The sequence below is a fragment of the Nocardia elegans NBRC 108235 genome, assembly GCF_001612845.1.
Lineage (GTDB): Bacteria > Actinomycetota > Actinomycetes > Mycobacteriales > Mycobacteriaceae > Nocardia > Nocardia nova.
In genome coordinates this window covers 77022-91894 of the sequence record NZ_BDBF01000007.1, presented here as the reverse complement: position 1 = coordinate 91894, position 14873 = coordinate 77022, and the positions used below count along the sequence as shown (strand labels likewise).

The 14873-nt window shown below is 69.5% G+C and carries 11 protein-coding genes; 1 reads left to right on the top strand and 10 read right to left on the bottom strand.

The features are described from left to right. Positions 1 to 21 precede the first annotated feature (21 nt). The 9 genes from NE2_RS36955 to NE2_RS06480 form a co-directional block, all read right to left on the bottom strand. On the bottom strand, positions 22 to 3408 hold the full coding sequence (locus tag NE2_RS36955; protein WP_228816957.1) for a hypothetical protein: 3387 nt from the start codon (positions 3406 to 3408) through the stop codon (positions 22 to 24). 6 nt (positions 3409 to 3414) lie between these two features. Next, positions 3415 to 4905 carry an SCO6880 family protein gene (locus tag NE2_RS06515; RefSeq protein ID WP_030513935.1) on the bottom strand — a complete coding sequence of 497 codons (1491 nt, stop codon included), beginning with the start codon at positions 4903 to 4905 and terminating at the stop codon, positions 3415 to 3417. After that, positions 4902 to 6377, bottom strand: coding sequence for a hypothetical protein (locus tag NE2_RS06510; protein ID WP_030513934.1), 1476 nt, complete (start codon positions 6375 to 6377; stop codon positions 4902 to 4904). Before NE2_RS06510 ends, NE2_RS06515 begins: the two co-directional genes overlap by 4 nt. 80 nt (positions 6378 to 6457) lie before the next feature. Further along, positions 6458 to 7291 carry a DUF8175 domain-containg protein gene (locus NE2_RS06505; protein ID WP_063024786.1) on the bottom strand — a complete coding sequence of 278 codons (834 nt, stop codon included), beginning with the start codon at positions 7289 to 7291 and terminating at the stop codon, positions 6458 to 6460. A 99-nt stretch (positions 7292 to 7390) separates the two neighbouring features. Then, the gene (locus NE2_RS06500; protein WP_306304678.1) at positions 7391 to 7654 is read right to left on the bottom strand and encodes a hypothetical protein; all 264 of its coding nucleotides are present in this window, start codon (positions 7652 to 7654) and stop codon (positions 7391 to 7393) included. Beyond that, complete coding sequence (locus NE2_RS06495) at positions 7651 to 7947, bottom strand: hypothetical protein (RefSeq protein ID WP_030513931.1); 297 nt, start codon at positions 7945 to 7947, stop codon at positions 7651 to 7653. The genes NE2_RS06500 and NE2_RS06495 overlap by 4 nt, the downstream gene beginning before the upstream one ends. Positions 7948 to 8053: 106 nt before the next feature. Next, positions 8054 to 8518, bottom strand: a complete 465-nt coding sequence (locus tag NE2_RS06490) for a hypothetical protein (protein WP_227463131.1) — start codon at positions 8516 to 8518, stop codon at positions 8054 to 8056. A 176-nt stretch (positions 8519 to 8694) separates the two neighbouring features. Further along, positions 8695 to 9567, bottom strand: a complete 873-nt coding sequence (locus NE2_RS06485) for a hypothetical protein (RefSeq protein ID WP_030513929.1) — start codon at positions 9565 to 9567, stop codon at positions 8695 to 8697. A gap of 13 nt (positions 9568 to 9580) precedes the next feature. Beyond that, positions 9581 to 10705 (bottom strand): DUF8176 domain-containing protein, encoded by a 1125-nt coding sequence (locus tag NE2_RS06480; RefSeq protein WP_063024784.1) that lies wholly within the window; start codon positions 10703 to 10705, stop codon positions 9581 to 9583. 883 nt (positions 10706 to 11588) lie between these two features. On the opposite strand from NE2_RS06480, the gene NE2_RS06475 reads away from it, so the two are divergent. After that, positions 11589 to 12467 carry a DMT family transporter gene (locus NE2_RS06475; RefSeq protein WP_063024782.1) on the top strand — a complete coding sequence of 293 codons (879 nt, stop codon included), beginning with the start codon at positions 11589 to 11591 and terminating at the stop codon, positions 12465 to 12467. On the opposite strand, the gene NE2_RS06470 is transcribed toward NE2_RS06475, so the two are convergent. Continuing rightward, positions 12443 to 14734: a RelA/SpoT family protein gene (locus NE2_RS06470; RefSeq protein ID WP_269750183.1), complete on the bottom strand. Its 2292-nt coding sequence runs from the start codon at positions 14732 to 14734 to the stop codon at positions 12443 to 12445. The two genes, NE2_RS06475 and NE2_RS06470, sit on opposite strands and share 25 nt — an antisense overlap. Between the last annotated feature and the right edge of the window lie 139 nt (positions 14735 to 14873).

Sequence of the window (14873 nt, the reverse complement as noted above, 5' to 3'; positions counted from 1 at the left end):
TTCGGTATGACCTGTGCGGCATCACGCGGCACTCCCCTCGTCGCCCCGCCGGGCCGTGGATTCGGTGAATTCGCTGAAACGCTGGTTGGTCTCGTGGATTCCGCTCTCTTTTTCCGACACGGTGAACTCCATATGGAACGGGATGCCGGGGCGGCGATCCTCACCGATCTTGAGCAGGAACTTTCCGGTGCCGGGCGCGGGCGGCCGGGCCTGGCCGGGTTTGAGCGCCTCGCCGGTCAGCGCCTGCGGGGCCGACCAGCTGGTGACCATCTCCTCCTCGGCGGAGGTGAACGGGATCGTCGAGTCCAGGCGGCTGATCTCCTCGGGCGGCAGCGCACCGAAGATCTTGGCGCGCGCGCGTTCCAGGAAGCCCAGCGCCTTCGCGATCGCGGCCTCGGATCCGAGCGACTGCAGGTCCTTGATGGTGTGGCTGATCATGATCAGCGAGGTCGCCATGCCACGCTGCAGACGGGTCAGTTCGTCGACGCGGTCGACCATGAAGTCGCCCAGTCCCAGCACCTGCCACAGCTCGTCCATGACGACCTGGAAGTAGCGCTGCGGTCCCAGTTTGCCGTCGGCGAGGACGTGCGCGGCCTCCACCGAGGCGAAGCCGTCGGCCCAGCAGGCCAGCATCACACCGGCTTTGAGCTTCTTGTCCCCGGTCGGGATGTGCGAGACGTCGATGCAGACCGCCACCGAGGAGGTGTCGATCGGTGTCGTGGTCTGACCGTTGAAGACCGCGCCGAACGGTCCTTGGGTCAGTGCGCGCAGCGACCGCCGCAGCCCCTTGGTGGCCTCGTGGTATTCCTCGGCGTTGTCGGCGCCGGCATCGAGCATCAGCTCCTGGCCGCCGCCGACCACCACCTCGAGCAGATCCTCCATGATCGGCGGCGATTCCGGCGCGAAGCCGCTGCCCTCGCGGTACAGGATGCGCAGCGCCGTGGAGATCAACGTCTCCTCGTAGTCGCGCACGCGGGCGCCGCGTACGAGTTCCACCAGACCCGCGATCAACGTCACCTGACGGGCCCGCAATTCCTGGGTCACCTGCAGCTGCAGTGCGGGCAGGTCGTCCAGCAGCGGCACGATCGAGCCGAGCACACCACCGGCGAGCGGATTCAGCTTGCCGTGTCCGTAGCCGAGGTCGATGACCTGGCCGCCGACCATCTCCACCAGCTTGCGGTAGTCGGGTTTCACATCGGCCAGGATCAGCGGCGTGATGCCCTGGGCGACACCGCCGAGCACGATGCGGCGCACCAGCGACGACTTACCGAAACCGTTGAGTCCCAGCACGAACAGGCTCGGGGCGGTGATGAAACTGCCGCGCATGAACCAGTTCATCGGGTCGAAGCACACCGGCGCGCCGGTGTGCAGGTGCGAGCCGAGCGGGGTGCCGATCAGCGGGGCGCCGGCGCCCACCGACCACGGCCACAGTCCGGCGACCTGCGCGGTGGTGGCCCGGTATTCGACCGGGCGGCCCACCACGTTCATCCGGCCGCCGCCGGGACCGACATAGCCGCGATCGGTCAATTGCGCCGTGCCGCGGTCGAATCCGTCCTCGACGACCGATTCGATGCGAGCCGCGGCGTTGACGCGGCGCAGGTCGTCGGTGCGAATCCGGAACGCCGCCCAGGCGGCGCGCAATCCGGCGCCCTCGCGGGCCACCGCCTCCAGCCGCGCCCGGGCCGCGTCGTCGAGCAGAGGCGGGCCCTGATTCTTCTTCTTGACCGGTTTACTGCGCCGATCCCGCCGATTGCCCGCTTCGGCGTCGGCACGAGCAGCCCGCGAAAGCTGTTCGTAGGACGCCATTTTCGAGCCGTTGCGATCACGGAGCGTGCGCTGGCCCCGGCCGGATCGCCGCGCGGGCGCTTCCGTCCGGCGGCGCGACGACCCGGAATTGTATTCGGTGCGCGTACTCCGCCGCGGCGCCGGCTCGTAGTCGCCGGTCATGTAGCGCCCTCCGCGCGTCTCGGGCGATACCTGGTCGAATCCGGCCGGCAGCTCGGCCGGGTGCGGGGTGCCATGCGCATAGGAAATCTCTCGATCGTCGGACCGGTCCTCCGGCCCGCTCACCGGGCGCCGGGTGCGGGCACCGGCCGAATTGTCGTGCGCCGCATCGTGGTCGGCGACGCGAGACGCGGACGCGGTGGCACCGCCGGACCGTGCCGCGATCCGGTCGTCGGCGGAGGCGCCGCCCGCCGCATCGGCTCGACCGCTCGCGCGGGTGCGCGCGGATTCGGCGCCGGCCGCGGAGGCGTCCCGCTCGGCCTCCTCGGCTCGAGCGGCGCGGTCGCCGTCCACGAGGTCCGCACCCTGGTCCGGTGAGTCGTGGCCGCTCGGCACCGGGCGCGTCGCGGTCGGCGAGTCCGCATCACCGGGCGACGGCCGAACCACTCCGGCCGCGCTCCCGTCCCGCCCGGACTTCTCGGCTGTGCCGCCCCCTTGCTGTCGAGGGCCGCTCGCTGTCGTCGGCGTCACCGTATCGCGTTCGGCGCCATGGCTTTCGCGGTCCGCGCTGTCCTCCCCGCCCGCGATCCGGCTACCGGCTCGCGGCGTCGCCGTGCGGGTCGTCGCGACGTCGTCGCGCGTCTCGTCGTTCTCGGACAAGGTCGTTTGCGGTAGCGCGTCACCGGTCGATCCGGTATCGCGCCCCGGGTGCGTGCTCGACCGGTCGATGTCCCGGCCACCGTAGGACCGGTTGCGCGCCGACTCCGATGTCGACCGGCCGCCCCGGTTCCGCTCGGACTCCACCGCACCCCCGCCCGCACGGCCGCGGGCGCCGCCCGCATCGCCGGTCCCGCGGCGGTTCCCGTCGCGCCCGGCCGATCCGTCTCGGTCGCCATCCGCCGGACGACGACGCCCCGGCTCCGACTCGGCCCGCCGCATCGCACGCTCGCCGCCGCCGGATCCGTGCCTCGCGGCATCGTCACCGCGCCGCCGCGGACTTCCCGAGCCACGCTCGCCGGAGATCGGGTCACCGCCCGAACCACGATGCGGCGCACCGCCGCTCGCACCCGGTTCGGGTGCCGGGCGACGCTCGGTCTCCCGCCGGGGAGCCGCCGTTCCTCGGGTGCGTCCCGCACCGTCCACACCGGCATCCGTGCGCGAGTGCCCCGTCGCCCGCCCACCGCGTTCCTGCGGCGCGGCAGCGTCAGGTCGGGTGCGCTCGCCCTCCTCGCGTCGTGCTCGCCGGCGCGCCGGTCGCAGCGGTACGTCGTCCCAATCAGCAGGTGCGCCACCGTATTCCGAGCGCGGCAGGCCGGGCGCGTAGGCCTCGACGCCCCACTCGTCGTCGTGGGCCGTGCGCGTGCGCGGGCGGGCCTGGACCGGGTTCTCCGGATCCACCACCCGTTCGCTGTAGCGCGGTGGTTCGCCCCGGTAGCGAACCGGCGGCTCGTGCTCACCTGCCATCTGCGCTCACCCCGCCAATGCCTTGGGAATACTCGCGTGTTCCGGCAGGATCACCCCGCAGCCGAGTGAGGCCGCGAAGGCCGCCGCCTGGTAGCGGTAGCAACGCCGGATCTTCAACCGGGCCTGTGTGGACAGGTCGCGGGTAATGGCTTCGATCCGCGGCAGATCACCGCGCAGCGGTTCGGTGATGGTGACGAGCGCACCGAATCGGGTCACGCCGTGACCGCGCGCCTGTTCCTCACGCGCCTGCTGGGTGGCGCCCACCCGCAGCGTCGCCGAGGCGGAGACCACGCCCCGTTCGCTCTGCTGCGCGACCAGCGCGTTCTTGTAGTCGTCGTCCACGATCTCGGCGGCGTCGGCGGCCGAATGGGGACGGTAGACGATCGCGATCCGCTTGCGCGGGACCTCCGGATTCGGTGCCAGCAGGCGCTGCAGCACCCGCTCGTCGACCGCGCCCTCGGGTGCGGCGTCCATCTCCCAGGTGACCGAGCGGCCGCCGTCGTGGATGAACTGATCCCAGCGTTCCTCGTGCGAGATCGGGCCGGCGTCGGCCCAATCCAGCCCGTGCCCGCCGATCTCGCCGGCGGCCACTTCCAGATCGGCCTGCGCGGCCGGGTCGTAGCTGCGGCGGATGAACGAGATCACCTCGTCGGCCGACATCGGCTGCGCCCGCACGCCCGCTTCGGCCAGCGCCGCGCAGATCCCCGGCAGCCGACGACCGATCTCGACGGCCTCCTCGGCCGGATTCTTGCGTCGTTCGGCGGTGGTGGCCTTGAACGTGATTGCCACGCGCGGCAGCAATTGCACGCGCTCCTGTGGCAATTCGGTTGCCAGCTCGTACATCACCTGCTGCGCCAGCGCCGGCGACTCCGGCCGGGTGATGGTGGAAACCTCGGTGAGCAAACGGTTTCCGGTCTCCGGCACGGTATCGATCACCGGAACCACCGCGACGATGTCGGAGGTCTGTCCCAGCGAGGCCAGGAAGGTTCCCCAGGCCGACACCCACCGATCGATCACCGGCTGGTCGACCGCCTCGTGTCCCTGCGGCCAGGCCCGCAGCACGACCGTGTACTGCGCGAATTGCGGCAGATGGATCATGCCGAAGCTGTAGCCGCCGGCGTCGATTCCCTCGTACAGCCGCGAGGGCGCCATCAGTCCGGGCAGGCGCGCGACGCCGCCGGGAATGCGGGAGAACCGGCCGCCGCGATAGACGTGCTCGCCCTTGCTGCGGCCGCGCAACCAATGGAACATCATCAATCCCGTCTCGTAACCGGAGCGGCCCCCCGTCCGCCACACCAGTGGAACCATCACGACCACACCGATGATCGCGACGAACAGCGCCGGTTTCGGCCCGGCGACCAGCGCCGTCATCAGGGCGGTGATGACGACGACGAAGCCGAGCACCGTCTCCCCCCAGCGCAACCCGAAAAGGCCTGCGCTGCGGGGCTTCTGCCACAGCCCGTACGAGCGGCGCTCGTAGGTGTCGGTCGTCGTCATCGCGGGATGGTGCTCCTGCCGAGGTCGGGTGCGCGGTTGGTCCAGCGGTCACCGGCGATATCGCCCATGGCTTCGTCGGCGCGGTTGAGGTGCGCGCCCGCGGCCCGGGCCGTCGCGATGTTGTTCATGGCTCGCGACGCGCCGGATGGTACCGCCGCGGCACCGCCGGGTGCGCGCGGACTCGCGGGCGCCTGCTGACCCCCGCCACCGCCGCCCGGGCGCGGGCCGCGCGGCGGAACAGGCCGGGGACTGCCGCCGCGACCGGTACCGCCGGGCGGACGCTGACCTCCGTTGCGGCCCACATATCCCGGCGCTCCCGCCGCCGCTTGCGTGCGCACGCCGACCGCCTTGGTACCCACCGCGCCCAATGCGGCTGCTCCCAGCAGCACCGCTCCGGTGGCGCCCAGGCCGGATCCACCGCTGCCGGCGATCGCCACCGCCGGGGTGACCAGCCGCATCAGCGCGGGCAGGACGAAGGCGACACTGCACAGCAGTACGATCGCGACCAGCATCCGCTGCGCCTGGTCGGCGTCCGGCAGACCCGAGGTCGGTGTCGTCGAGTTGGTGTCACCGGCGGTGACGAAGGCGATCATGTAGACGATCGCGGCCACCGGTTTCCACAGCATGAACGCGATGATCCAGCCGATCAGCTTCGGATACGCCTGGCGGCCGGTACTGGTGCCCGACGCCGCCGCGGCCAGCGGCAGCACACCCGCGGCTACCACCAGCATGCCCTGGCGCACGATGGCCAGCACGATCTGAGCCAACGCGCCGAGCAGGCCGACGATCGCGATGATCAGCACCAGGCCGGGCGAAAATGCTTGCAGCTTGGAGGTTTTCACCATCAACTCGGCGAGGCTGCGGGCATTGCCGTTGGTGGCGTCCTCGATCACCCACTGCGAGAAGCGGTCCGAGGCCTGCGTACCCGCGACCACCACCGCACCCAGCATCCAGGAGCTGAAGACCACGCGGGCGAACATCCGGAACGATTCCGCGGCCTCGCTCAGTGCCGCACCGCGTCTGGCTTCGGCGAGTCTGGCGCCGGACAGGATCACCGACACGATCAGCAACAGAATCTGCGCTTGATAGGTGTAGTCGTTGATCTTCTGGAACAGCGCTCCCCCGTCGCTGATGCGATCGTTGGGCACCTTCATCCAGAAGGTGAGCGCCAGGATCAGCGCCTCGCCCAGACCGTTCATCAACGAGTCGACCACCTTGCCGAAGGTGGAATCCCACGCCTTGTCCTTCACCGCGTTCGCGGCGTCACCGGGATGGGTGGCGGCGTTGCCGGCCTTGCACGCCGCGGAGGCGGCGTCGCCGAGCGATACGCCGGGCAGGCCCAGACCGTCGAGATCGTCGTGAATCTCGTTACAGGTCTGGTCGAATCCGTAGGTCTGCCCGTAGGCCACCGTCGGGGTCGCGATCATGACGGTGAACACGACCGCGAGGATCGTGACGATGCGCCTCACCATGAGATCCACTCCTCGATGCGTCGCAGGGAATCGATCCGGACCATCGGCTGACTCTCGTGCCTTTCTCGAAATCGCTGTGCTCACCATCGGGTCCACCCCTGCAGGGTGTCGACGTATTCACTCGGCGTGGCTCTGGTGTCGGTGGGTTTGAGTCGCCAATCCCCGTTGTCCCACACCATGATCAGCCGGATCGCCGCCCACACCTGTTTGCCGTCGTTGTTCGGCCCGCGGGCGGCCAGCCGCACGATCGCCATATCGTCGGCATAGTTCTCGATCTGGAACGCGTCGGGTGCGACCAGGTACTTGGTGATCCGCGCCGGCTGCTGATCGGGCAGTTTGCCGTCACCGCGCGCCTTGTCGTAGGCCGCGATCTGCTGGGCCGAGACCCGCACCTGGCGCACGTACAGCTCCCGGTCGCCGGGCCGCGCGTTGAGCCGATAGGTGATCTGCGCCGCCGCCAATGCCGCCCCCTGCGGTGTGTGGGAATAGCCGACGGCCAGTCCCTTGTCATCGATCCGGGTCGGACCGTCGCTGGTGGAGAACGGCACCGAGGCGCCGTAGACCCGCTGCCAGCCGCGCGGTTCGGTGGTGCCGGCGGGTGCCGCGGTCAGCCAGTCCGAATCCGACGAGCTGTGCTGCTGCGCGGAGTTCTGCGGAAGCGGTTGTCCCGCAGGGTTGTTGGGAATATCGACCCGCCGGCCGAACAGATCCGTATCGGGTCCGGCGAATCCGGTCGCGCCCGAGCCCGCGACGGGCGAGGGCGGCGGATCCGCTTTCCGGGCTGCGGAAGAGGAGGTGTCGCGGCCGACGTAGACGAAGACGCCGACGATCACGATCAGGGCGATCACGGCAGCGGAGACGATGACGCCGAAGGAGACGCCGCTGCGCTCGTCGTAGGTGTCCTTGTTACTCATACCGTCACCTCCCGTCGCAGGTCGTCGTCGAATGTCGTTTCGTCGAATGTGGTTGTCGCCGTGGTGTCGTCGGCGTGCATACGGAAATCTGTCACCGGCTCACGCAGGAAGCAGGGTCAATGCGATCGCACTTGCCGAACTGGCCACGATGGCGCCGATCAGGCTCATCACGATGCCGTGCGAGGCGTCGTTGACGGCCATATCGTCGCGCATCGCCGACCACAGCCGGCCCGCGGAGATGATCATCCAGGCCAGGCACAGCAACAGCACGCACCACAGTAACCAGTTGATCAGCTGCATGATCGGTTCGATCACGTCCGCGGGCATCTGCTTGTAGGCCAGCACGATCGCGGCGCCCCTCACGATCCGATGACTGCGTTCATGATCGTGCCCGCACTGGTGGCGACGATGCCGCCGATCATGGCGCCCGCCACCATCTTCGGCGATTCCAGGCCGCCACCGGTCCACTTCTCCCAGGCGAAGCGGCCACCGGCGTAGGTGATGCCCAAGATGCCCGACAGCAGCACGAACCACGTGAAGTAGCGCACCAGTTTCATGAGCTTGTCGGCGGCCGGCGGCGTCTCGGGTGTCGGATTCCCGACCTGAGCGAGAACAACGCCGTACGTCTCGTGTACAGCGGCCAGGATGGTACTCATCGAGCGTCCTTCTCAATAGGTGATCGGAATACAAAGCCGGGTACCGGAGGTACACCGTCGGAAACAGCTGTCGGCGTGGTCGCGGCAGCACAACGTCCGGGCACGATCATCGTTGCTCCTCCTGTTGCGAACCGGCACCGACCGTCTCCCGCACGAGGTCGACGATGCTCATTCCCAGCGCGTCCACCTCGTGCGGAACTTCTTGCAGCGGATCGAGTTTGCGTTTGCGCTGCTGTGGTGGCGGGTCGCTCGGCGACCACACCGGAAGCTGATCGGGTTCGACCAGCGTCCACTCCTCGATCCAGGGCATCTGCCACACCTCCCCGGCCAATGCGCCGACCACATCGCGGTAGCGCCGGATCTCGGCCGGGATCCGGCCCGGGCGCGCGGCCACGGTCACCAGGCCCAGCACCTCGCTCGGCCCCGCGAGCCCGGCCCGGTGCTGGCGCAGCAGATCATGGGCGCGAGTCAGCCCGGCGATGGTCTCGCGGGCGACCAGCACCACGAAAGGTGATTCGCGTTCGAACACACCGGGCCAGCGCCGGTGCGAATCCGCCGCAGGCGCAAGCACATGCGCGAGGGTACTGGCTCCGGCGCCGCCGTGCACCCCCAGCAACCACACCAGCGGCGCACGTCCGGCGCCCGGTACCGGACGGTCCCAGATGGGCGCGCGACGAGACTCCGCCGGTGCGACAACGCCTGCCGCAGGCGGGTTTTCGGAAGAGCGAGGTTCCTTCATGGCCGCGGTCATGATGCCATCCCGCTGAGCAGCCGCCGGTACGCCCTCCGGGTTTCGGCATCGAGTGCGTTGTGGCGCACCAGCTCTCCGCGCGCCAGGTGGGTGTCGTACGGGATCTCGCGGATGTCGCGCACCCAGCCGGTGAGGTGTTCGCGCAGATGGTCGGCCACCCGAGAGTTGTTGCCGGGCAACTGATGTGAGATCACGATGGTGGTGTCGCCCACGATGCCGCCGCCCTGCCCCTCGGCGTGACCGCCGAATTCGTCGTCGAGCCATTCCAGCGTGACCCGCAAACGATTGGCGGCGTCGGCACGCGCCGGAATCGACAGCACCAGAGCCACTTCCGCGTCCTCGAGCAGCGGCCGCAGCTGACGGGCGGCGATCGGGCTGCCGCCGTCGTACACCGGGGTGTATCCGGCGTCGGCGACGGCCCGGGCCACCGTCAGATAAGTGGCGCGGCGGCGCAACGGGGAGGCGTCGCGCCACAGCAGGCCGATACCGGAGCTCGCCTGCGAGAGACATTCCTTCAGCGGCGCCGGTTCGTCGTCACCGCGGCCGTACAGCCACTGCTGCAGACTGATCGGGCTCAGATGTTCGTCGGCGCCGCGCAGGGCCAGGTCGCTGCCGGCCACGGTGGCGTCGACGGCGACGGCCGCCGCCTCCGCGCCCAGTTCACCCGCGAGTCCCAGTGCGGTGGTGGTGGTTCCGGCGCCACCGCAGCCGCCGACGACCAGGATCGGACGCGGCAGGCCGCCGCCCTCGCCGTCGTCACGCCGACCCTTGCGTAACCGGACCACCGGCGCCCGTCCACGCGGTCGCGAGCCCGCCGCGACGTCCGCGTCGGACGTCTCGTCGAGCCATCGGCTCCAGTCCTGTCCCATCTCAGCTCTCCTCTTACCCGGCCGTGATGCCCGTGATCAGGGTGCGGCCGCCGACCACCGCGGTGGTCACCAACTGCTTGTCGTAGGTGGCGGGGGCCGCGCCCGGCCGCCGTTCGGTCACCTCCACCGAATACCTGTTGTCGTCCACAGTGACCACCCGCACGCAATAGTCGGTGCCCAGCGGCACCGAGGCGATGCCGCGCTGGATCACCGGCGCCGGTGAGACCGCCGCATCCGGCGCCACCACCTCGCGCGCACGCTCGGCCGAGCGTTCGACGTAGAAGGCGTGCTGGAACCACATGATCGCGTCCGGCCCGGAATCGGTGCCGCCGACCTCGGCGCCGCGCACCACACGCGAGGACCGTTCGGTGGGGCAGTGCCCGGCCGAACCCACCCGCGGGCCGGAATCGGCGCCGAACGCCGAGGTGAGCCGCAGCATCGGCGCGTCGTCGCCCACGGCCGGGCGCGCCGGCAGCGGCGCCACCGACTGCCTTCCGTCACCGGAGCGCAGCACGTACAGGGCGAAACCGCCTGCGGCGACCAGCAATAACACGGCTACCGCTAGGACGAGCGCGACCCGCAGCCGGCTCGGGCGGATGTAGTCGCGCAGGGCCGGTGAGGCCGGGCCCGGGGCGCGGCGCACGATCCGGCCCGCGGCGCCGTCGCCATGTTCGCGCCGGGGCGGCAGAATCCACTCGGGAGTGTCCACGTCGTCGCGCTCGTCCGCGTCGTCGCCCGGTGAGCGCGCCCCGGACCCCTCCGCATCGTCGCCGTCGGCACCGGCCGGGCGGGTCCGGCGGCGGCCACGAGCCCGGCCCTCGCCGGTCTCGGCGTCGCGGGGCAGGCGCAGTACCTCACCCTCGTGGACCGGATAGTCGTCGTCCGGCCCGGGTGCGTGGCTGCCGACCCAGTCGGTCCAGCCCCCGACGAATTCGCTGCGCCGGGTGGCCGGTTCGTCGGCGAACGGAATGTCGAACGGCTCGGGCTCGGTGTCACGGATGTAGTGCGGGTACCGCGCCGCTCCAGGTTCCGCCTCGTCGTCGACGGCGTCGGATTCCCCCGGCGCGGCCGCGGGAACGGCATGTTCGGGTTCCAGCGCCGGGAACCACCGTTGGACTTCTTTGTACGGCTTCAACATTCCCTCATCCCCGCGGAGCCGGGCACGTCGTGCAGCATCGTCGGACCCTCTCGGCGATCAGTTCGTGGAGAACGGGTAGTTGTTGTCAGCGGTACCGCCATGGGACGTCGCCAACGGCACACCACCGGGTGCGGCGTCACCGAGGCCCTTCCCGAACGGAAATTGTCCCGTACCCGACGAATTCGGCGAACTCGACGCGCCGTCCGAGGCCGCCGAGATTCGGGCGATACCACATCCAGGCAGGTCAAGGGGTGTGAACGGGGGTATCTCGAACGCCGAATCGAGGGCCGGCGCGGATGTGGATGCGCGAAATCGGCAATGAGGACCCGACGCGACCGGTACGGTCACCGCCGAGCATGTCAGCACGGTCAGCATGATCTGACCCCCTTTAAACCCGCTGTCTGCAACAGTTCTGAGGGTCGAGTGCCACTGCGACCCGTCCGGCGATCATCATGTGGATTCGAGTTGTCGCCGAACATCGCGCGCGCCCCGAAACGCAATAAACCGTAACAGAATCCGGCTCGGAGTGCAGGCCCCCGTCGGCGCGCGAGCACATCCGCGATCGCCGCCCGCGAACCTTCCTACCTGCGCGAAGGATTCGTCGCGGCCGGACCGGCCGACCGGCACCGAGAGTCGGCATGAGCCTCGGCAACTTTGCGGCGAATGCGTAATTCGCGCCCGGCGGAGGGCAACTCGCCGCCGCTGCGGAAACCGGCCCGAAATGTGTTGCCGAACAATTGCCATTCGCCCGTACCGCACATTCCGCCTATTCCGAAATGCCATCGCGGTTCCGCGGTCTCACAGCGCCGTCACCACACCACCCTCGGATCGGCACACCGGTCCCCGATGCCGGGCACCCGGTCGCGGACGGCAGACTGATCGGGTGAGCAACTTTCCCGTCGCCGCGGTCGTCTGCGCCTTCGTCGGCGCCCTGCTGTTCGCCGTGTCGGCGGTCGCCCAGCAACGCGCGGCGGCCGACGTGCCGGCCGGTGACGCGCTGGTAGCCCAGCTCGTTCGCAATCCGCGCTGGTGGGCCGGCATCATCGGCGACGCCGGCGGCTTCGTCTTCCAGGTGGTGGCGCTGGCGCTGGGATCGGTGCTGATCGTGCAGCCGATCCTGGTGACGGCCCTGGTCTTCGCGTTGCCGCTGGCCGCGCACTACAGCCGCCGCCCGGTCACGCCGGTCATGTGGGCGCACGCGATCGCGCTCTCGGCCGCACTGGCCTGTTTCCTCGTCGTCGGCGACCCCACCGAGGGCATCCCCGATGCGCCGTGGTCGACCTGGATGTGGCCGCTCGTGCTGGTTCTCGGCGTGGTCGCCGCCGCGGTCGTGGTGGCGGTGGTGGTCCGAGTGACCGGGTTGCAGGCGCTCATGCTGGGAACCGCGGCCGGTCTGCTGTTCGGCGTCTCCGCCGCGCTCACCCAGCACGTCATCCATCTCTTCGGGCGTGGACTCGGCACAGCGCTCACCAGTTGGCAGCTGTACACCCTGGTCGCCGCGGGCATCGTGGGGCTCTATCTGCAACAGCGCGGCTACCAGGTCGGGGCGCTGTCGGCCTCGCTGCCGGCCTTCACCGTCGCCGAACCGCTCGGCGCGGCCTTCCTCGGCGTCACCGTGCTCGACGAGCGACTGCGGACCGGCCCGATCGGCACGATCGTCGTCATCGCTTCCGTCCTGGTGATGTGCGTGGCCGCGGTACAGCTGTCGCGTGCCCAGGCGGAGCTGCCCCCGGCGGATCAGGCCGCCGAGGTCACCCGGTAGACGTCGTAGACGCCCTCCACATTGCGGACCACGTTCAGCAGATGACCCAGATGCTTCGGATCGCCCATCTCGAAGGTGAACTTGCTGATCGCCACCCGGTCACCGGAGGTCATCACCGACGCGGACAGGATATTGACCTTCTCGTCGGCCAGCACCTTGGTCACATCCGACAGCAGCCGGGTGCGGTCCAGCGCCTCGATCTGAATCGCCACCAGGAAGACCGACGACGGCGAGGGCGCCCATTTGACCTCGATGATCCGTTCCTGTTGCGCGCGTAGCGAATCCGCGTTCGTGCAGTCGGTCCGGTGCACACTCACCGCGCCGCCGCGGGTCACGAAGCCCATGATCTCGTCGCCCGGTACCGGTGTACAACATTTGGCCAGCTTCGCGACCGTACCGGGAGCGCCGGGGATTTCGACCCCGGCATCGCCGATGGTGCGCTGCCGCGCCGGCAGCGTCGACGGCGTACTCCGTTCGGCCAGTTCGTTTTCCACGTCGCCGACGCCGCCGAGCTGCGCCATCAGGCGTTGCACGACGTGGTGCGCCGAGACCTGGTTCTCGCCCACCGCCGCGTACAGCGCGGAGATGTCGGCATAGTGCAGTTCGTGCGCCAATGCGGACATCGCGTCCACGCTCATCAGCCGCTGCAGCGGCAGACCGGAGCGGCGGACCTCCTTGGAGATCTGCTCCTTACCGGCCTCGAGCGCCTCCTCGCGGCGTTCCTTGGCGAACCACTGCCGGATCTTGGCCTTCGCCCGCGGCGACACCACGAAGTTCTGCCAGTCCCGGCTGGGACCGGCGTTCTGCGCCTTCGAGGTGAAGATCTCCACGACCTCACCGTTCTCGAGCTGCCGTTCCAGCGCCACCAACCGGCCGTTGACCCGCGCGCCGATGCAGCGATGGCCCACCTCGGTATGGACCGCGTAGGCGAAGTCGACGGGAGTCGACTCCTGCGGCAGCGTGATCACATCGCCCTTCGGCGTGAACACGAAGATCTCCGGGGATTTCAGGTCGAACCGCAGCGACTCGAGGAACTCGGCCGGATCCGCCGCCTCCCGCTGCCAGTCCAGCAGCTGCCGCATCCAGGCCATATCGTCGACCTCGGCGGCGTCGCCGGAATGTTTGCCCTTGGTCTCCTTGTAGCGCCAGTGCGCGGCGATACCGAATTCGGCGGTGCGATGCATGTCCTGAGTACGGATCTGCACCTCCAGCGGTTTGCCGTCCGGGCCCACCACGGTGGTGTGCAGCGACTGGTAGACGCCGTAGCGCGGCTGGGCGATGTAGTCCTTGAACCGGCCCGCCATCGGCTGCCACAGCGAATGCACCACGCCGACCGCGGCATAGCAGTCGCGCACCTCGTCGCACAGGATCCGGATGCCGACCAGGTCGTGGATGTCGTCGAAATCCTTACCCTTGACAATCATCTTCTGATAGATCGACCAGTAGTGCTTGGGCCGGCCCTCGACGATGGCGTTGATGCGGCTCGCCGCCAGCGTGTTCACGATCTCGGCCCGCACCCGCGCCAGGTAGGTGTCGCGCGACGGTGCGCGGTCGGCGACCAGCCGCACGATCTCGTCGTACTTCTTGGGGTGCAGGATCGCGAACGCCAGATCCTCGAGCTCCCATTTGACCGTGGCCATACCGAGCCGATGCGCCAGTGGCGCAATGACTTCCAGCGTTTCGCGCGCCTTCTTCGCCTGCTTCTCGGGCGGCAGGAAGCGCATCGTGCGCATATTGTGCAGCCGGTCGGCGACCTTGATCACCAGCACCCGGGGATCGCGGGCCATCGCGATGATCATCTTGCGGATCGTCTCGGCCTCCGCGGCCGCGCCGAGGTTGACCTTGTCCAGCTTGGTCACGCCGTCGACCAGATGCGCCACCTCGGATCCGAAATCCGCGGTCAGCTCGTCCAGCGAATAGCCGGTGTCCTCGACGGTGTCGTGCAGCAGAGCGGCCACCAGCGTGGTGGTGTCCATCCCCAGTTCGGCGAGGATGTTGGCCACCGCCAGCGGGTGGGTGATGTACGGGTCGCCCGACTTGCGGAACTGATGCGAATGCTTCTCGTCGGCCACGTCGAAGGCGCGCTGCAGCAACTGCAGATTCGCCTTGGGATACAGCTCCCGGTGCACGGTCGCCAGCGGCTCCAGCACCGGCTTGACGGCGGCGATACCCCGCTGCCCGGTCATCCGGCGGGCCAGCCGGGCCCGCACCCGGCGCGAGGCCGAACTCGGCACCGCCGCCGGCGTACCCGGCTGCTTCATCGGCATGTTCCGCGGCGAGGGCGCCGCGGGCTGCCCGCTCCGGTCGGCGCCCGACTTCGACGCCGCCGGACGCGGCGCGGCGGGGGTGGCCGGCGGAGTCGCCGGTGCGGCAGCCGGCGCGGCATCACCAGCTGCCGAATTCCCG